General features: G+C 73.7%; 16 protein-coding genes. 9 read left to right on the plus strand and 7 right to left on the minus strand.

Going from position 1 to position 17,787, the window contains the following annotated elements; translation table 11 throughout:
• Position 1: 1 nt before the first annotated feature.
• A complete protein-coding gene (locus ACGFI7_RS04415; protein ID WP_393398930.1) occupies positions 2 to 1,456 on the minus strand; it encodes a flavin-containing monooxygenase in 1,455 nt (484 codons plus the stop codon).
• A 123-nt stretch (positions 1,457 to 1,579) separates the two neighbouring features.
• Positions 1,580 to 1,753: a hypothetical protein gene (locus tag ACGFI7_RS04420; RefSeq protein ID WP_393398932.1), complete on the minus strand. Its 174-nt coding sequence runs from the start codon at positions 1,751 to 1,753 to the stop codon at positions 1,580 to 1,582.
• A 104-nt stretch (positions 1,754 to 1,857) separates the two neighbouring features.
• Here ACGFI7_RS04420 and ACGFI7_RS04425 point away from each other — a divergent pair, with 104 nt between their 5' ends.
• The gene (locus ACGFI7_RS04425) at positions 1,858 to 2,640 is read left to right on the plus strand and encodes an SURF1 family protein (protein ID WP_393398934.1); all 783 of its coding nucleotides are present in this window, start codon (positions 1,858 to 1,860) and stop codon (positions 2,638 to 2,640) included.
• A gap of 2 nt (positions 2,641 to 2,642) precedes the next feature.
• A complete protein-coding gene (locus ACGFI7_RS04430) occupies positions 2,643 to 2,948 on the plus strand; it encodes a DUF3817 domain-containing protein (RefSeq protein ID WP_393398936.1) in 306 nt (101 codons plus the stop codon).
• 21 nt (positions 2,949 to 2,969) lie between these two features.
• Here the strand turns inward: ACGFI7_RS04430 and ACGFI7_RS04435 are convergent, their stop codons facing one another.
• From ACGFI7_RS04435 to ACGFI7_RS04445, 3 genes are all read right to left on the minus strand, one after another.
• Positions 2,970 to 3,164, minus strand: coding sequence for a hypothetical protein (locus ACGFI7_RS04435; RefSeq protein ID WP_393398938.1), 195 nt, complete (start codon positions 3,162 to 3,164; stop codon positions 2,970 to 2,972).
• Between the two features lie 105 nt (positions 3,165 to 3,269).
• A complete protein-coding gene (locus ACGFI7_RS04440) occupies positions 3,270 to 4,349 on the minus strand; it encodes a protein kinase (protein WP_393398940.1) in 1,080 nt (359 codons plus the stop codon).
• 29 nt (positions 4,350 to 4,378) lie between these two features.
• Positions 4,379 to 5,221: an arylamine N-acetyltransferase gene (locus ACGFI7_RS04445; RefSeq protein WP_393398942.1), complete on the minus strand. Its 843-nt coding sequence runs from the start codon at positions 5,219 to 5,221 to the stop codon at positions 4,379 to 4,381.
• Between the two features lie 72 nt (positions 5,222 to 5,293).
• Here ACGFI7_RS04445 and ACGFI7_RS04450 point away from each other — a divergent pair, with 72 nt between their 5' ends.
• Genes ACGFI7_RS04450 through ACGFI7_RS04475 form a run of 6 tightly spaced genes read left to right on the plus strand, consistent with a single transcriptional unit; the run spans position 5,294 to position 13,695 of the window.
• On the plus strand, positions 5,294 to 5,977 hold the full coding sequence (locus ACGFI7_RS04450) for a response regulator transcription factor (RefSeq protein ID WP_393398944.1): 684 nt from the start codon (positions 5,294 to 5,296) through the stop codon (positions 5,975 to 5,977).
• Positions 5,974 to 9,447, plus strand: coding sequence for a DUF4153 domain-containing protein (locus ACGFI7_RS04455; protein WP_393398946.1), 3,474 nt, complete (start codon positions 5,974 to 5,976; stop codon positions 9,445 to 9,447). Before ACGFI7_RS04450 ends, ACGFI7_RS04455 begins: the two co-directional genes overlap by 4 nt.
• A gap of 11 nt (positions 9,448 to 9,458) precedes the next feature.
• Positions 9,459 to 10,991, plus strand: coding sequence for an amidohydrolase family protein (locus ACGFI7_RS04460; protein ID WP_393398948.1), 1,533 nt, complete (start codon positions 9,459 to 9,461; stop codon positions 10,989 to 10,991).
• Positions 10,992 to 11,029: 38 nt separating this feature from the next.
• Entirely contained in the window at positions 11,030 to 12,109 is a 1,080-nt protein-coding gene (locus tag ACGFI7_RS04465; protein ID WP_393398950.1) for an alanine racemase, read from the plus strand.
• Positions 12,106 to 12,486, plus strand: a complete 381-nt coding sequence (locus ACGFI7_RS04470; RefSeq protein ID WP_393398952.1) for a RidA family protein — start codon at positions 12,106 to 12,108, stop codon at positions 12,484 to 12,486. Before ACGFI7_RS04465 ends, ACGFI7_RS04470 begins: the two co-directional genes overlap by 4 nt.
• A gap of 12 nt (positions 12,487 to 12,498) precedes the next feature.
• Positions 12,499 to 13,695 carry a hypothetical protein gene (locus ACGFI7_RS04475; protein WP_393398954.1) on the plus strand — a complete coding sequence of 399 codons (1,197 nt, stop codon included), beginning with the start codon at positions 12,499 to 12,501 and terminating at the stop codon, positions 13,693 to 13,695.
• Positions 13,696 to 13,740: 45 nt separating this feature from the next.
• Here ACGFI7_RS04475 and ACGFI7_RS04480 read toward each other — a convergent pair whose 3' ends face one another.
• Positions 13,741 to 14,283 carry a TetR/AcrR family transcriptional regulator gene (locus tag ACGFI7_RS04480; protein ID WP_393398956.1) on the minus strand — a complete coding sequence of 181 codons (543 nt, stop codon included), beginning with the start codon at positions 14,281 to 14,283 and terminating at the stop codon, positions 13,741 to 13,743.
• 4 nt (positions 14,284 to 14,287) lie between these two features.
• Positions 14,288 to 14,905 (minus strand): LysE family translocator, encoded by a 618-nt coding sequence (locus ACGFI7_RS04485; protein WP_393398958.1) that lies wholly within the window; start codon positions 14,903 to 14,905, stop codon positions 14,288 to 14,290.
• A 101-nt stretch (positions 14,906 to 15,006) separates the two neighbouring features.
• Between ACGFI7_RS04485 and ACGFI7_RS04490 the strand changes: the two genes are divergently transcribed.
• Positions 15,007 to 17,760, plus strand: coding sequence for an AAA family ATPase (locus tag ACGFI7_RS04490; protein WP_393398960.1), 2,754 nt, complete (start codon positions 15,007 to 15,009; stop codon positions 17,758 to 17,760).
• Positions 17,761 to 17,787 lie beyond the last annotated feature (27 nt).

Consider the following 17,787-nt stretch of genomic DNA (forward strand, 5'->3'; position numbering starts at 1 on the left):
CTCAGCGGATCAGCTCGTAGTCGCCGGGTTTCGCCTTCCGGGTACGCGCCCAGTACTCGAAGGTGAAGCCCGGCCAGATCGTCCGGTTCACCCCGTGCTCGTCCAGATACCAGGAGGCGCAGCCGCCGGCGTTCCACACCAGCGGGTCGAGCCGCTCGCGCAGCCGCCGGTTGAACGCCCGCTGCCGTTCAGGCCGCACGTCGAGCGCCCGCGCCCCGGTCCTCGACAGCAGCCGCAGGCAGTCGAGCACGTAGCGGACCTGAGACTCGATCATGAAGACGACCGAGTTGTGGCCCAGCCCGGTGTTGGGCCCGAGCAGGAAGAACAGGTTGGGGAACCCGGCCGTGGTCACCCCGTAGAAGGCCTCGATCCCGTCCCGCCAGGCCTCTTGGATCTTGACTCCGCCGCGCCCGACGATGCTCAGCTCCTTGAGCGACTCGGTGACCTTGAAGCCGGTGCCGTAGACGATCACGTCGGCGGGGTGCTCCACCCCCGAGGCGTCCACCACCGACCGCTCACGGATCTCGGCGACCCCGCCGGTGACCAGGGAGACGTTCTCCCGGCAGAGCGCCGGATAGTAGTCGCTGGAGATGATCACCCGCTTGCACCCGATCGTGTAGTCAGGCGTCAGGGCGCGGCGCAGCTCCGGGTCGGCCACCTGGCTCTCCAGATGCCGCCGGGCCATCCGCTCGTGCGCCTTCATCAGCGAGGGGTGCACGGTGAACCCCAGCGCCCTGCTCTCCATCGCCCCGTAGACGAGCCAGCGGAGCGCCCGCGCCGTGCCGGGCAGCCGCAGCATCCGCCGGGCGGCGGGCGGGAAGGCGAAGTCGGGCTTGGCCTGCACCCAGGGCGGCGTCCGCTGGAAGACGGTCAGGTGGCTCGCGAGCGGCGCGATCCGCGGCACGAACTGCGCGGCGGACGCCCCGGTGCCGATGACGGCCACCCGCTTGCCCGTCAGGCCGGCGGAGTGGTCCCACTCGGCCGAGTGGAAGGCGGGGCCCTGGAACCGGTCGCGTCCCGGCACGTCCGGGTAGGACGGCACGTGCAGCGCCCCGATCCCGGAGATCACGGCGTGCGGCCTGAGCACGCCGCCCCCGTCGAGCGCCACCCGCCACCGGCGGGCCCGCTCGTCGTACTCCAGCGACTCGACCCGCGCCCCGTACCGCACGTGCGGCAGCACCCCGTACTTCGCCGCGCACCCGCGCAGGTACTCCCGGATCTCCTCCTGCGGCGCGAACATCCGCGACCAGCCGGGGTTCAGCTCGAAGGAGTACGAGTACAGATGCGAGGGCACGTCACAGGCGCAGCCGGGATAGGTGTTGTCCCGCCAGGTGCCGCCGAGGTCGTCGCCCTTCTCCAGGACGACGAAGTCGTGGTAGCCGGCCTCCTTCAGCTTGATCGCCATCCCGATGCCGGCGAACCCCGCGCCGACGATCACGATTCCCGGCTCGCCCACAGGCCCCTCCGCTCGCGTCACGTCCTCCGAGTGAACCACGCCGGACCGACCGGGCGGTATGGGCATGACGAAAGCCCGCCACACCCGTGGCGGGTCAGCCCCCCGGTGACGACGAGAGGGGGTCTAGCGGAGCAGCAGGAACGCCGCCACGCCGATGATCGCGACGACGACGACCACCGCGATGATCGGCAGAACCGGCGACTTCTTCGCGGCGGCGGCCGACTCCTGCTCGGACCGCTGCGCGAACGCGCGGAACTGCTGGGTGTTGCCCGCGGGATCGATATGCTGGTCAGACATGGCCAGCAGCCTAGCGTGATCGCCTGTCGCGATTGTGCCTTTTATCGGTTTCCGCCCGGCGGGCTGGTTACGGCACCGGTCGTCCGGGCGGATAGTTTGAAGGCATGCTCAAGACCCTGCTCTCGCCCCGCCTCCTGGGGCTGCATCTGCTGACGATCGGGGTCGTGATCGCGTTCATCATGCTGGGGCGCTGGCAGCTCGGCGTCTTCCAGGATTCGGGCAAGCCGGTGATCACCACGGACCCCGCCCCGGTGTCCGTCACGGAGCTGGCCCCCATGGGCGCGCAGATGAGAGGCGACGCCGTCGGGCGCAGGGTCACCGTCGAGGGCGTCTACGACGCGAGCCGCCAGCTCTTGGTCGCCGACCGCCGCCCCGACGTCGACGCGCCGGGCGGCAACGTCTCGCGCGACCACGGCTTCTGGGTGTTGACCCCGGTCCGGCTCGACGACGGCACGCTGATGCCGGTGGTGCGCGGCTGGGTGGCCGACGCCGCCGAGCCCGCCGCCGCGGCGGTGCCGCAGGGCAGGGTGAGCGTGCCGGGCCGGCTCCGCCCGCAGCAGGGCAGCGACAGCGTCCAGCGCCGGCGGGAGGGCCTGCCCCCGGGTCAGGTGCAGACGGTGGCGACCGGCGAGCTGGTCAACCTGTGGGAGGGCGAGCGGGTGCGCAACGGCTACGTCGTGGCCGAGCCGCCCTCGGGGGCGCTGACCCCGGTCGTCTCCCAGCCGCCGATGGTCGGCGGCGAGGTCACCTGGCGCAACCTCGCCTACGCCGCCAACTGGTGGATCTTCGCGGGGTTCGCCGTGTTCATGTGGTTCCACTTCGTACGCGACGCCGTACGAACGGATCGGGACCGTGAGAAGTCCCCCGAGATGGTTCTGGAAGGTTAACGGTGGAATCGGCTCTCAAGCCCTTCCGGGCGCTCGCCTACATCGTCGGCGTGATGCTGCTCGTGCTCTGCGTCGGGATGGTACTGCGCTACGGCTTCGACATGCCCGGCCTGTCGAAAGTGATCGCGCCCATCCACGGCGGCCTCTACATGCTCTATCTGGTCGCGGTGATGAACCTGGGCATGAAGGGCCGCTGGACGTGGCCCTACATGCTGGGGGTCATGCTGGCCGGCACCGTGCCGCTCCTGTCGTTCTACGTGGAGCGCCGGGTCACCCAGCGGGTGACGACGACGTTGGCGGAGGCCTGACAGGCCCCCGCCGGCTCGCCGCTAGCGGCCGATGCCGCGCCTGCGGGCCCTCTTGAGCCGCTCGCGCTGCGACGGGTCGAGCATGAAGTAGGCCACCACCGGGGCGCCGATCACACCGAGGATGACGAGGAGGGTCACGAACCCGGCCCCGAAGAACCACAGCGAGAGCAGCACGGCGGCACCGGCGCCGATGGCGTACTTCTGGATTGGCGACATCCTCAACACCCTCCGAACGCGGAGCGCGCGCCCCGCCTCTTCCACATTCTGCGTCGTGCGGACAACGAGCGAGACCACTGGCAGAGTTCCCGGTCACGATATATCTCAACTGGCGAGCACGACAAGGAGCTGCCGGCGCAGCGCCGCGGGCGTCGGCCGCTCGGCCGGCGGGCCCGCCAGCAGCGCGACCAGATACGGCGCCAGCGGCCCCGCCCGCAGCAGCGACGCGCCAGGAGCGGGCGGCCGGCCCTCCACGGCCAGGAACAACGTGGCCCCGAGCGCCCACAGGTCGGCCGCCGGGCCCGGCACGCCCTCCGGCGGCCGGTAGGCGGGCGGCGGCACGGGCACCGGCGGCGGGATCAACGCCGCCCGGCCCTCCGCGTCGATCAGCACGCTGCCCGGCTGCACCCCGCCGTGGTGCGCGCCGCGACCGTGCCAGGCGGTGAGCCGGTCGAGCAGCGACAGCCCCACCGCGGCCGTCCGCACCGGCGACAGCGGGCCCTCGGTCGCCACCACCCGTTCGAGGGAGCGGTCCAAGGCGAGCCGCTGCAGGGTCCACGCCACCGTGTCGACCGGCGGCGAGTCCGGCGTGAGCATGGCCCTGATCAGCGCACGGAACGGATCGGTCGCCTCGGCCGGCGCCTGGCCCGGCGGCCGGCCCTCGACCGCGAAGTGCAGCGTGGCGGCCAGCGACCACAGATCGGCGTCCGGCCGCATGCCCGTCACCGGCAGCCCGAACCCGGTCAGCAGCGCCCGCCCGGTCGGCGACAGCAGCACGTTGCCCGGACGCACCCGGCCGTGCACGATCCCCGCCGCGTGCGCCGCCGTCAGCGCCGACAGCACGTACACGCCCACCCGGGCCGCCTGCCTGACCGGCAGCGGCCGCCGCCCGCGCACCGTCTGCTCCAGCGACGCGCCCTCCGCGAACGCCGTCACCAGCCACGGCTCGCCGCCCTCCACCGGCACGTCGAGCACCGGCACGATCGACGGATGCACGAACCGCGCGACCCGGCGCGCCGCCACCACCGCGGCGTCCAGATCACCGTCGGGGGCGCGCAACCGCCGCACCACCACGTCACGGTGTTCGACCTCGTCGAAGGCCAGCAGCGACTCACCCCCGCCGAGGGGGTTCAGCAGCCGATAGCGCCCCGCGAGCTTCCCGGTCTCTCCCATGGCCACGCGCACCAGGACCTCCTGATGAGCTGTTTACCCCGTCAGGCCAGCCATGCCTCATGCGCGGTGTGCAACCTGCTCCACAGCTTCTCCTTCTCCCCGCCGCTCACGTCGTCCAGCGGCAGCGCGAAGACGTCGGCCAGGGCCGCGAAGTAGTCGCGGGAGCTCTCCAGCGTCACCCGGTCCGCCCCGACCCCCAGCCGTGACAGCACCAGCCCGCGCAGGCTGTCGACCCCGCGCGCGTCCCGCCGCTGCACCACCGCGGTCCGCACGAACCCCGACTCCGGCGACGTGGACAGGTGCTCGTGCATGGCCGCGAAATCCGCCATCTCGGCCGGCTCCAGGCGGAAGTCCATGCCGAGGAACGAACCGGCCGGGTCATGATCGAACCGCCATCCGCCCGGCGCCACCTCCGACGGGCGCAGCCCGTACTCGTGCGGGCCCTGCCGGTAGGTGCCGGCGACCAGCGGGAGCGGCTCGTGCAGCCCGTCGCCCAGCCCCGCGTCCACCAGCCACACCCCGCCGGGATTGGCCTCGTCCGGCAGCCCCGACACGGTCAGCACCAGGTGGTTGCCGATGATCCCCGGCTCGGCCCCGCGCATCTGCGCGCCGCCCACGTGCCGCGTCACCGCGTAGCCGAGCTTCGCCAGCAGCTCCGAGAACGCCCCGTTCAGGTGGTAGCAGTAGCCGCCCCGGCCGCCGAGAATCCGGGCCGCCGACTCCAGCGGGTCCACCGTGGTGGGCCGGCCCAGCCAAATCTCCAGCGCCTCGTACGCGATCCGCTCCACGTGCGCGGCGTGCAGGGCGCGCAGGGCGCCGGCGGAGGGCGGGGCGTGCTCGAACGCGGGCAGGCCGAGGCGGCGCAGGTATCCAGGGATGTTCACCGCCCAAGTCTGCACCGGATGTGCACGAATTGGGGAGTGCCGTCTGCACACCCCGCTCCTAGGCTCTCGGGTGTGACGCAGCAGCGACGCATTCTCGTGGTGGAAGACGACCAGACGATCGCGCTGGCCGTGCGCGACCGGCTGGCCGCCGAAGGCTTCCAGGTCAGGACGGCCGCCGACGGACAGGCCGGACTCGCCGAGTTCGACCGGGCCGAACCCGACCTGGTGATCCTGGACCGGCTGCTGCCCGGGCTCGACGGGCTGGAGGTGTGCCGCCGGATGCAGGCCGCCAGGCCGGTCCCGGTGCTCATGCTGACCGCGCTCGGCGAGGAGACCGACGTGCTCGTCGGCCTCGGCGTGGGTGCCGACGACTACCTGACCAAGCCCTTCAGCATGCGCGAGCTGGTGGCCAGGATCCACGCGCTGCTGCGCCGGGTCGAGCGGGCCGGGCAGCTCACCGCCGAGGACACCGTGATCAAGGTGGGGGAGGTGCGGATCGACACCGCCGCCCGCCGGGTGTTCGTCCGCGGCGCCGAGGCCCAGCTCACCCGGACCGAGTTCGACCTGCTGCGCCGCCTCGCCGAACGGCCGGGCCAGGTGTTCGAGCGGGAACGGCTGCTCTCGGACGTGTGGGGCTTCTCCGAGGCCGCCGCCACCCGGACCGTCGACAGCCACGTGCGGGCGCTGCGCCGCAAACTCGGCTCCGACGTGGTCCGCACCGTGCACGGCGTCGGCTACGCGCTGGTCCGGCCATGAGACCGCTCGACTTCCTCGGCCGGATCAAGGTCAAGCTCGGCATCGTCATCGTGCTCGCCGTCGCCACCGCGTTCGTGGTGAACGAGGTCGGCATCAACTCGGGGCTGTCGCGCGAGGTGCGCATCGGCGTGGCCGTGGTGCTCGCCCTCATCATGGTCCAGCTGCTCGCCATGGGCATGACCAGGCCGCTGCGCGAGATGGCCAGGGCCGCCCAGACCATCGCCAAGGGCCGCTACGCGCTGCGTGTCCAGGCCACCTCGCGCGACGAGGTGGGCGAGCTGGCGCGGGCCTTCAACGCGATGGCCGCCGACCTCGGGGAGGTCGACCGGCAGCGCCGCGAGCTGATCGCCAACGTCAGCCACGAGCTGCGCACGCCCATCACCGGCCTGCGCGCCGTCCTGGAGAACGTGGTCGACGGCGTGTCCGCGCCCGACCCGGCCACCATGCGCACCGCGCTCGCCCAGACCGAACGGCTCGGCCGGCTGGTCGCCCAGCTCCTCGACCTGTCCCGGCTCGACTCCGGCGCACGCCTCATCGAACCCGAGGCGGTCGAGCTGCGGCCGCTCGTGGAACAGGCCGTCGCGGAGGCGGCGCTGGCGCGCGAGGACGTCCGGCTCGCCTCCTCGGCCCCCGCCGGGCTCGTCGTCCGCGCCGACCCCGACCTGCTGGCCCAGGTCCTGGCCAACCTGCTCGACAACGCCGTACGGCACAGCCCGCCGGACGGGACCGTCACCGTGACCGCCTCGCCCGCCGGGCCCGGGGTCCGCCTGGCGGTCGCCGACCGTGGTCCGGGCATCCCGGCGTCGGCCAGGGGGCGCGTCTTCGAACGCTTCTCCCGCCTCGACGCCGGCCGCACCGCCGACGGCGGCGGCGCCGGGCTGGGCCTGGCCATCGTCAAGGAGATCGTCGAGCTGCACGGCGGTTCGATCCGCATCGACGACTGCGCGGGGTGCCGCATGATCGTCGACCTACCAGGGAGGACTGCGATGGGGCCCGAAGACGACCAGCCGCCGAACCTCGACCCCCAGGAACCGGCCCTCGCGCTCCCCAGGGGGTTGACCGGGGATCCGGGGCCGGGCGGGAGCAGGAACCCGGCAGGATCGATCGGGAGCGCGACCCCCACGGGGTTGACGGGGGGCGTGGTCCCGGCAGGAACGGCCGCCGGGGAAGGGGCGCTCGCGCGGCCGGGTGCCGGTGCGTCCGGCGACGGCGGCCCCGCGGCGGGCTCGGGAGACGCCGCTCCGGTGCCGACGGGCGGCGCTGCCATGGGCGGCGCCGGTTCCGCGCCGACGGGCCCCGGCCAGGGCGACGCCGCGCGGCCTGCCTTCGCCGCACCCGCCTCCGCTTCCGCCACCTCGGCCGCGGCCGCCTCCACCCCCGCCGGTTCCGTTTCGGCCGCTCTGGCCGCGCCCGCGAACTCAGGGGTGGAAGGCGCCGAGGAGGCGAAGCCCGCGAGCGCCGTTCACGGGCCGGCGGGCGTCGTGCCGGCCGGGCCGGGTGAGCCGGAGCTGGTGGTCCTGGGCGGGGATCCGCCGGTCAAGGGTCTGATCAGGATCGCGACCGGGGGGATTCTCGGGCTGGCCGTGGGGTTCGTGGCCGGGTTGCTGGCCGCCGCGGTGGCGAGCGTGATCTTCGGGGACGGCGCCGCGCTGGTCACGCTGGTGTGCGTCACCGCGCTGTTCGGCGCCATCGGGGCGTCGCTGGGGGCCAACACCGCCCGCCGCGCCGCCGAGCAGGCTCATCTGGCCGCGGTGTACGGGCCGGGGTACGGACCGGCGCACCCCGGTGGCTGGGCGGGCGCCCCGGTGAGGGGAGCGACCGTCGCGCGCGCGTACGGGACGAACGGTCCCGGCGAGCCCGCGTACGGACCGGCTGGGGAGCGGCCCTCGACGGCGCAAGCGCCGATGAGAGGGCAGGTCCCGGGGGGCGGTGCGGGGCCGGGGTACGGGCAGCAGGGGCCGCCGCCCGTGTACACGCCGCCGCCGCTGTTCCCCCGCCCCGAGCTTCCCGGCACGCCCAGGTGGCTGCTGCCGGCGGCGGGCGGGGCCGGGGTGTTCGCGGCGATCGCGCTGCCCGAGGCCCAGGTCGGGCTGGGAATCGTGCTGGTGGGCGTGGTGCTGGGGGCCGCCGCGCTGCCCGCCGTCGCCCGGCGGATGACCCCGTGGACGATCGCGTTCGGGCTGACCGCGTACTGGCTGATCGCGATGGCGGCGGTCAGGGACGCCGACTGGCTGGTGGGGATCCTGCTTCTCGCGGGGGCGGGGCTGGTCGCGCTGGCCGTGTCGGGTGCGGGGCTCGGATGGCTGGGCGTCATCAGGGGCGGCGCGTCGGTCCTGCTCGCGCTCGGCCCGCTGCCCTGGTTCCTGGCCGCGCCGCTGAAGGGGCTGGTCGCCCGGCGGCGGGTCCTGCCGATGCTGGCCGGGATCGGCATCACGGTCGTGCTGCTGGCGGTGTTCGGGCTGCTGTTCGCCTCGGCCGACCCGGTGTTCGCCTCCTACGTGCGGTGGCTGACCTCGACGCCCGACTGGGCCGAGTCGCTGCCGGCGCGGATCGTGCTGTTCGGCGTGTTCGCGGCGCTGCTGGCCGCGATGGTGCTGGTGGCGCTCCGCCCGGTCGCCGATCCGGTGGGCCCGGACGTCAGGATCCCGGTGAGCAGGTCCATCTGGCTGGTGCCGCTCACCGCGGTCAACCTGCTGTTCGCGGCGTTCGTGGCGGTGCAGATCACCGCGCTGTTCGGCGGCGACGCGTGGGTACTGAAGACGGCCGGGCTCACCTACGCCGAGTACGCCAGACAGGGCTTCTTCCAGCTCGTCGTGGTCAGCGTGGTCGTGCTGGGCATCGTCGCGGTGGCCGCGAGCGTGATCAGGACCGAGCGGCGGGAGCGGTGGCTGCTCGCCGGGCAGCTCGGCGTGCTCTGCGCGCTGACCATGGTGGTGCTGTTCTCCGCGCTGCACCGGATGGGTCTCTACACCGACGCGTACGGGCTGTCCCGGCTGCGGCTGTCGGTGGAGGCGACGGTCTACTGGCTGGGGGCGATGTTCGCGCTGGTGCTGCTGGCCGGCGCGGGGCGGCTCGCCGGCCGCGGTTCGGGATGGCTGCCGCGTACGGCGGTCCTGGTGACCGGGCTGGCCCTGGGCGCCTTCGCGGTGGTGAACCCGGATCTGCGGGTGGCGGAGTCCCAGGTCGTGGTCCGCGGGGTGCAGAAGCTGGACTCCGACTATCTGGGCGACCTCGGGGCCGAGGCGGTCCCGGCGCTGGACCGGCTGCCGGAGCCGCTGCGCAGCTGCGTGCTCGCCGACGTGGTCAAGGCCAACGGGCTGGACCGGCCCGACCCGTGGAACGGCTGGAACCTGGCCAGGACCGAGGCCCGCGCCCTGCTCGCGGAACGCCCGATCCTGACCGAGTACCACTCGGGCCCTATCGTCTCCCGCTCCGACGGGTCGTGTTACGTGGAGACCCGCGGTGATTGAATCTGGGGGTGATGTTCGACGTAGTCATCAGCGGCGGGCGCGTGCTCGACGGCACCGGCGCCCCGCCGTACCGCGCGGACGTGGGGATCGCCGGTGACCGGATCGCGGCGGTCGGCCGGCTCGACGACGCCGGGGCGGCGGCCGAGATCGACGCGTCCGGGCGGCTGGTGGCCCCCGGCTTCGTCGACTGCCACGTGCACGGCGACGCGGCGGTGTTCGACCCGGCCGTGCAGCTCGCCGCGCTCCGCCAGGGCGTGACCACGTTCGTGCTCGGCCAGGACGGGCTGTCGTTCGCGCCGGGCTCGGCCGAGACCGTCGCGTACGCGTCCCGCTACTTCGCGGCGGTCAACGGCCCGCTGGCAGAGGGCCCGCTGACCGTGGCGGAGCTGCTCGACGGCTACGACCGCGCGGTCGCGCTCAACACCGCCTACCTGCTGCCGCACGGCACGATCCGCTACGACGTGATGGGCGCCTCGTCCGCGCACGCCTCCCGCGACGACCTGGCGCTCATGCTGAAGGCGGTCGAGCGCGGGCTGTCCGAGGGCGCCGTGGGGCTGTCCAGCGGGCTCGAATACCTGCCGGGCCGGTACGCGGACGCCCAGGAGCTGGCCGAGCTCTGCCGCCCGCTCGGCGGTCTCCCGTACGTCACCCACATGCGCGCCTACGGCGCCAGGGCCGGGGTCGGCATCGGCGAGGTGGTGGAGATCGCCGAGCTGTCCGGCGCCGCCGTGCACGTCTCCCACCTGCACGGCCCGTCCGACGTGCTGCTGCCGCTGCTCGACCAGGCGGCCGAGACCGTCGACCTCACCTTCGACACCTACCCCTACCTGCGCAGCAGCACGATCCTGGCCATGGTGGTGCTGCCGCCGGACGTGCCCGCCGCCGACACCGACAGGGCGCTGGAGATGCTCGGCTCGGGCGAGCTGGACGCCTGGTGGCCGGGGCTGGCGCAGACCTGGCCGAGGCTGACGATCTCGCACGCGCCCGGCCTGGAGTGGGCCGAGGGCATGACCCTGGTCGCGGCGGCCGGGCGCGAGGGTATGGATCCGGCCGCGTTCTGCCGCCGGCTGCTCGTGGAGACCCGCCTGGAGGCGGGCTGCGTGTCGGCCCGCCCCGACGAGGGCCCGGCGGGGGAGGAGTCGGTGCGCCGCGTGCTGCGCCACCCGTCCCACACCGGCGGCTCCGACGGCATCTACGTGGGCGGCCATCCGCATCCGCGCGGCTTCGGGGCGTTCGCCAGGTTTCTCGGCCGGCACGTCCGCGAGCTCGGCGACTGGACGTGGGAACAGGCCGCGGTCCACCTGTCGTCGCATCCGGCGCGGCGGTTCGGGCTGGCCGACCGGGGGCTGCTGCGGCCCGGGTCCGTCGCCGACGTGGTGGTCTTCGACCCGCTCACCGTCGCCGACCGGGCCACCTACGACGCGCCGCGCACGCTCGCGGCGGGCGTGGACGACGTGCTGGTCTCGGGGGAGCGGGTGCTGGCGGCCGGCGAGCCGACCGGGGCGACCCCGGGCAGGGCTCTCCGGCCAAGATCCGCAGGATAAGGTCGGAATCCTGGCGGAGGGGGAGTGCGGTGCCGGAGATGTCGGGGCGTTCGGTGTTCGGCGGGGAGCTGACCTTCCCGCTCATGGTCGTGCACCGCGACGCGCTGGACCACAACATCGCCACCATGGCCGCGTTCGCCCGCGACCACGGCATGGAGCTCGCCCCGCACGCCAAGACCCACATGTCACCGGAGATCGCCGCGCGCCAGCTCGACGCCGGCGCGTGGGGCCTGACCGTGGCGACACCGGCCCAGGCGCGGACGGTGCGCGGCTTCGGGGCCGGCCGCGTCATGGTGGCCAACCAGCTCGTGGACCCCGCCGGGCTGCGCTGGGCCGCCGCCGAGCTCGACGCCGACCCGGGGTTCACGTTCCTGTCGTTCGCCGACTCCCCGGCGGGGGTCGACATCCTCGCCGCGTCCGCGGGCTCGCGGCCGTTCCAGGTGCTGGCGGAGCTGGGCCATCCCGGGGGCAGGGCCGGGTGCCGTACGGTCGAGGAGCTGCTGGCGCTGGCCGGGCACATCGAGCGGACGGACGGGGTCGAGCTGGTGGGGGTGGCGGGGTACGAGGGAGCGCTCGACACGGCCCACGAGGTCCGGAGATATCTGGATCTGTTGCAGGAGGCCGTCGAACACCTCCGCGTCCGCACCCCGATCCTCAGCGTCGGCGGCAGCCAGTGGTTCGACGTGATCGGCCGTCACCTGGTCACCGCCCAGGCCCGGATCCTCCTGCGCAGCGGCGCCTACGTCACCCACGACGACGGCTTCTACCGCGAGCGCACCCCGTACAACCGGATGGACGGCGAGCTGCGCCCCGCGCTGGAGGTGTGGGCGCACGTCCTGTCCACCCCCGAGCCCGGCCTCGCCGTGGTCGGCATGGGCAAGCGCGACGCCCCGTACGACGAGGGGCTGCCCGTGCCCAGGCGAGACGGCGTCACCGTGATCAAGATGCAGGACCAGCACACCCTGGTGCGCGCCGACGGGCTCCGGCCCGGCGACCTGCTCGCGTTCGGCATCTCCCATCCGTGCACCGCCTTCGACAAGTGGCGCGAGCTGCCCCTGGTCGACGACGGCTACCGGATCGCCGGCACCATCACCACCCGTTTCCAGGAGCAACCGTGAAGAAAGAGCTGAGAACCACCGAGGGCGCCGCCCCGATCGGCGCCTACTCGCAGGGGCTCGTCGTGGGCGACTTCGTCTACACCTCGGGCATGGGCCCGCTCGACCCGCAGACCGGCGAGATCGCCGGCGACGACATCGTCACCCAGACCCACCAGGTGATGCGCAACCTCGGCGCCATCCTGGCCGCGCACGGCCTCGGGTTCGACGACGTGGTCAAGTCCACCGTCCACCTCCAGCACCTCAAGCGCGACTTCGCCGCCTACAACGAGGTCTACGAGTCGTACTTCACCCCGCCCTACCCCGTGCGCACCACCGTCGGGTCGGAGCTGCTCGACATCCTGGTGGAGATCGACTTCGTCGCGCACAAGAGCGCCTGAGGGACGCCTGCCGTGGACAGTTCGGTGTTCGCCTTCGTCGAGGACCTGCGTGGCGAGGGCGTCGAGCGGGTGCTCGACAAGATCAGTGGGTACGGGGCAGCCGGCGTCACGGTCGGCGCCGTCCATCACGCCGCCCGCGACGTCACCCCGCACGGGCTGTCCCGGCTGACCGTACGCCACGACGGGGCGCACTTCACCCCGCCCGGCGACCTGTTCTCCGGCCTGCGGCTGCGGCCGCCGGCCGGACACCAGGACACCTTCGACGGCCTGCGCGAGGCGTGCGCGGAGCGCGGGCTGCGGCTGCACGGCTGGGCGGTGTTCCTGCGCAACGCCACCCTCGGCCGGGCGCACCCCGACGTGACCGTCCGCGACTGCTTCGGCGACCGCGGCTCGCCCGCCGACCTGTGTCCCGCCCATCCCGACGCGCGCGCGTACGCGGTCGCGCTGGCCAGGGCGGTGGCCAGGCTCGGCGTCGACTCCGTGGTGGCCGAGGCGCTGCACTTCCGCCCGCTCCGGGCGGAGCGCTCGTTCGTGCCCCTCGGGCCGATGGACGCCTACATGTTCGGGCTCTGCTTCTGCGACTACTGCATGCGCCGGGCCGCCGACCTGGGCGTGGACGCCGAGGTGGCGCGCGAGGAGTGCGCCAGGATCCTCGGCGGCGTGCTCGGCGGCGACCCGCCCGCGCAGGGCGAGGTGACCAGGGCCGCGCTGACCGCGTACGCCGGGCCCGACGTGGTCGCCTACGCCAGGGCCAGGTCCGAGACCGTCACCACGCTCGTCTCCGAAGTGGCCTCGGCCGTCGGCGACGAGGGCTCGAAACTGGTGTTCGCCGACTCGACCGGCGGCGTCAAGGGCTACCGCGACGGCCTGCCCACCCCCGGGCTGGCCGCGCACGACTCCTGGCAGCTCGGCATCGACCTGGTGGCGCTCGGCGACTTGGTGCCCGCCTTCGCGGTGCTGGCGTACGCGCGCGACGCGGCCAGGGTCGCCGACGACCTCGGCGCCTACCTGCGTTCGGTCGGCAAGGACCGCGAGGTGCGCGCGGTGCTGCGGCCTGGTTACCCCGACAGCGACTCCACCGACCGGTTGGTCGCCAAGGCGCGGGCGGCCAAGGCGGCGGGGGCGGCGGCGGTCGACTTCTACGCCTACGGGCTCATGCCGCACCCGGTCCTCGACCGCATCCCGGCCGCCCTCGCCGAGGTGCGGTGACGTCCGGCGATCCGGCCTTTCAGCGGATCCCGTCGAGCACCGCCTTCAGCGGATCCCGTCGAGCACCGCCGCGACCGCGTCGCGCGCGAACCCGTCGGGCAGCGGCCTGGCCCTGAACACCGACCTGATCCACACCGCCCCGGCCAGCAGGTCGACCACCAGCATCGGGTCGACCGACTCCGTCAGCTCGCCGCGCCGTACCGCACGCTCGAAGATCTCGCGCTCCCTGGCGAACCGGTCGGCGAAGAACCGCCGCGCGTCCAGCTCCGGATGCTCCACCGCGGCCGCCAGCGCGGCCACCGCGACATCCCTGGCCGGAGGCTCCGACAGGAGCCGCACGACCCCCTTCACCAGCGCCTCCAGGTCACCGCGCAGGCTCCCCGTGTCGGGCGCCGCGAACGCCAGCAGGTCGGCCTCCACCAGCGCCGCCCCCAGCAGCGCCGCTTTCGACGGCCACCAGCGGTAGATCGTCGTCTTGTTGACCCCGGACCGCTCCGCCACACCCTCGACGGTCAGCCCCGCGTACCCCTTCTCGGCCACCAGGCGCAACGTCGCGTCGAAGATCTGCTGCTGCTTCCTGGGCGCCATGGCATCATTTTCTCCCGGCGAACGCGGCGGCCACGCCCAGGCCCAGATAGACGACGCCGCTGACGTACCGCAGCGCCCTGGCCCCGCGGGCGAGCCGGCCGCCCAGCGCCCCCGCCGCGACCGCGTACACCACATCCGAGATCAGCCCCAGCACCAGCAGCGTGAGCCCGAACACCACCACCTGCAGCGCCGGCGGCCCAGCCGACGGGTCCACGAACTGCGGCAGGAGCGCCAGGAAGAACAGCGTCACCTTGGGGTTCAGCACGTTGACCAGCACGCCCTCCAGGAACACCGCGCGCAGCGGCTGCGGGGGAGGAGCCTGCGCCGCTTCGCCGTCAGGCGCGGTGAACGCCCGGTACGCCAGATAGACCAGGTACGCGACGCCCGCCCACTTCACCAGCGCGAACAGCGTGGCCGACTGCGAGATCACGTACGACAGCCCGAGCGCCGCCGCGGCGATGTGCACCAGCGTGCCCGCCTCCACCCCGAACGCGCTCGCCAGCCCCGCCGACCTGCCCTGGGCGAGCCCACGCGCGGCGATGTAGAGATGGTTGGGCCCGGGGATCACGACCAGGGCCAGGGCGGTGACCGCGAACAGCAGGTATGTCGGGAGGGAGACCATGTCCCTGACTGTACGGGCACGTTTGGTCCCCTGCGAAGGCCAATCCTGGCCTGTGATAATGGACCAAAAGGATTGTCGTCCGTGCATGGGATAGTGGCAGCGTGAACGGTTCTCTCGCCGGGCGGGCATCTCTCGTCGGACGCGCGGCCGAGCTGGCGCGGCTCGTCCGCGTGCTCGAAGCGGCCGCGTCCGGCACCGCCGGGGTCGCGCTCGTCGGCGGCGACGCCGGCATCGGCAAGACCCGCCTGGCCGCCGAGCTGGTCGCCGAGGCCCGCGAGCGCGGCTTCCGCGTGCTCGCCGGCCAGTGCGCCGAGCTCGGCGACGCGCTGCCCTACCTCCCGCTGGCCGACGCCCTGCGCGGCGCCGAGCCCGCGGTGGCCACGGCCGCCGCCGCCCACCCGCTGCTCGGCCAGCTCCTGCCCGGCACCGAGACCGCCCCGCAGGCGAGCCTCACCCAGCAGCGGCTGTTCGGCTCGCTGCTCGGGCTGCTCAACGAGGTCCAGCCGGTGCTGTTCGTGATCGAGGACCTCCACTGGGCCGACCGGTCCACCCGCGACCTGCTCGTGTTCCTCAGCCGCATGGTCCAGACCGAGCGCGTCTGCGTCCTCGGCACCTACCGCACCGACGACCTCCACCGCCGCCACCCGCTCCGATCGGTCCTCGCCGAGCTCAGGCGCCTGCCGACGGTCACCGACGTCGAGCTCGGCCCGCTCGATACGTGTGAGATGTCCGACTACGTGTCGACGTTCGGCACGGTCAACGTCCGCGACCTGGGCCTGATCGTCACCCGCGCCGAAGGCAACCCGTTCTACGCCGAGGAGCTGTTCGCCGCGCTGACCGAAGGCGAGGACCTGCCCGACGGCCTGGCCAGCCTGCTGATGTCCCGGGTCGAGGTGCTCTCCCCGGCCGGCCAGCAGGTGCTGCGCGCCGCCGCCGTCGCCGGCCGCAAGGTCGAGGACGACCTGCTCTGCGAGGTCTCCGGGCTGCCGCTGGCCGAGTTCGAGGAGGCGGTGCGGGAGATCGTCTCGCGCGGGCTGCTCCGCGTCCACGGCCGGGGTTACGCCTTCCGTCACGCCCTGCTGCAGGAGGCGGTCTACAACGACCTGCTGCCCGGCGAGCGCACCCGCCTGCACGCCGCCTTCGCCCGCCTGCTCACCTCCCCGGCGGAGCTGGCCCACCACCACCTCGCCGGCCACGACCTGGCCGGCGCGCTGGCCGCCTCCGCCGAAGCGGGCCGCCAGGCCGAGCGCCTCGGCGCCCCCGCCGAGGCCCACAGCCACTACGACCGCGCGCTCGGCCTGTGGGCGCGCGTCGACAACGCCGCCGAGCTGGCCGGCGAGAGCCGCGAGGCGCTCGCCTTCCGCAGCGCGGTAGCCACCGCCGACAGCGGCGACAACCACCGCGCCATCACCGCCCTGCGTGCCCAGCCGCAGACCTCCGAGGTGAGCGAGCGGCTCGCCTACTACCTCGTCGAGATCGACGACCTCGACGCCGCCGTCGCGGCCGCCGAGCACGCGGTGCGGACGGCGACCGACCAGGTGCCCCTCGCCAGAGCCCTGGCCACGCTCGCCCGCGCCCTGCTGTGGACCCCACGCCACGCCGAGGTCGAGGAGCTCGCCCACCGCGCCCTCGACACCGCCCGCGCCGCCGGAGCCAAGGACGCCGCGACCAACGCCCAGCTCATCCTGGCCGGCTACACCGAGATCCACCACGGCATGGCCAAGGCCCACGACATGGTGCGGCTCGCCACCGCCGAGCGCTCCGGCGACCTGGCCATGGACCTGCGCGCCCGCTTCCACCACGCCCGCATCCACTACGACCAGGGCCTCATGGCCGAGGCCGCCGAGGTCGCCGACGCCGGCATCCGCCTCGCCTACGAAACCGGCCTCAAGTGGAGCATCTACGGCACCGAGCTGCGCTTCCTGCGCTTCCTCATCCACTACGTCTCCGGTGACTGGGACCAGGCCGAGGCGGTCGCGGCCGGCTTCGGCGCCCGAGTCGGCACCATCCCCGAGGCCATCCTGTCGTCGTTCGCCCTGTTCATGGAGGTCGGCCGCGGCCGTCCCGCGGTCGAGAGCCGCCTGGAGTGGCTGCGCCCCTTCTGGCACGACCAGCTCACCGCCTACATGTCCCGCGGCATGGCCGCCGAGCAGGCCCTGTGGCAGGGCGACCCGTCCACCGCGCTCGACCACGTCCGCGCCGCCCTCGACGCCCTGCTCCCCGGCGACGCCGGCGCCATCCGCATCGCCGCCATCGGCCTGTGGGCCCTCTCCGACCTCGGCACCACCGAAGGCTCCGACGAGCTGCTCGCCGCCGCCCGCCACGCCGCCGAGTCCGGCATCGTCGGCGAACGCGTCCAGCTCGGCCCTGAAGGCCTGGCCTGGGCGCTGCGCGCCGAGGCCGAATGGCACCGCGTGCACGGCCGCCTCGACCCCGAGCTGTGGCGTCAGGTCGCCGAGGCCTTCTCCTTCTTCCCCTACGAGGAAGCCCGCGCCCGCTGGCGCCTCACCGAGGCGCTCCTCGCCTCAGGCGACCGCGACGCCGCCGCGGCCGCATGGTCCCGGGCCGACGAGATCGCCACCCGCCTGCGCGCCGAGCCCCTGCAGCGCGCCCTCACCGAACTCGCCCGCCGCGCCCGCTTCACCAGCGGCGCCTCCGAAAACCTGCTCACCGCCCGCGAGCAGGAAGTCCTGGCCCTCGTCGCCAACGGCCTGACCAACAAGGAGATCGCCGCCCGCCTCTTCATCGCCCAGAAGACGGTCAGCGTCCACGTCTCCAACATCCTCGCCAAGCTGGAGGTCTCCACCCGCACCCAGGCCGCAGCGGCAGCCCGCCGCGCCGGCCTCATCCCCTGAGGACGCCTACCTGATCCCCTGAGGACG

The sequence above is a fragment of the Nonomuraea sp. NPDC048826 genome (assembly GCF_043198225.1).
In the GTDB taxonomy this organism is placed as follows: domain Bacteria; phylum Actinomycetota; class Actinomycetes; order Streptosporangiales; family Streptosporangiaceae; genus Nonomuraea.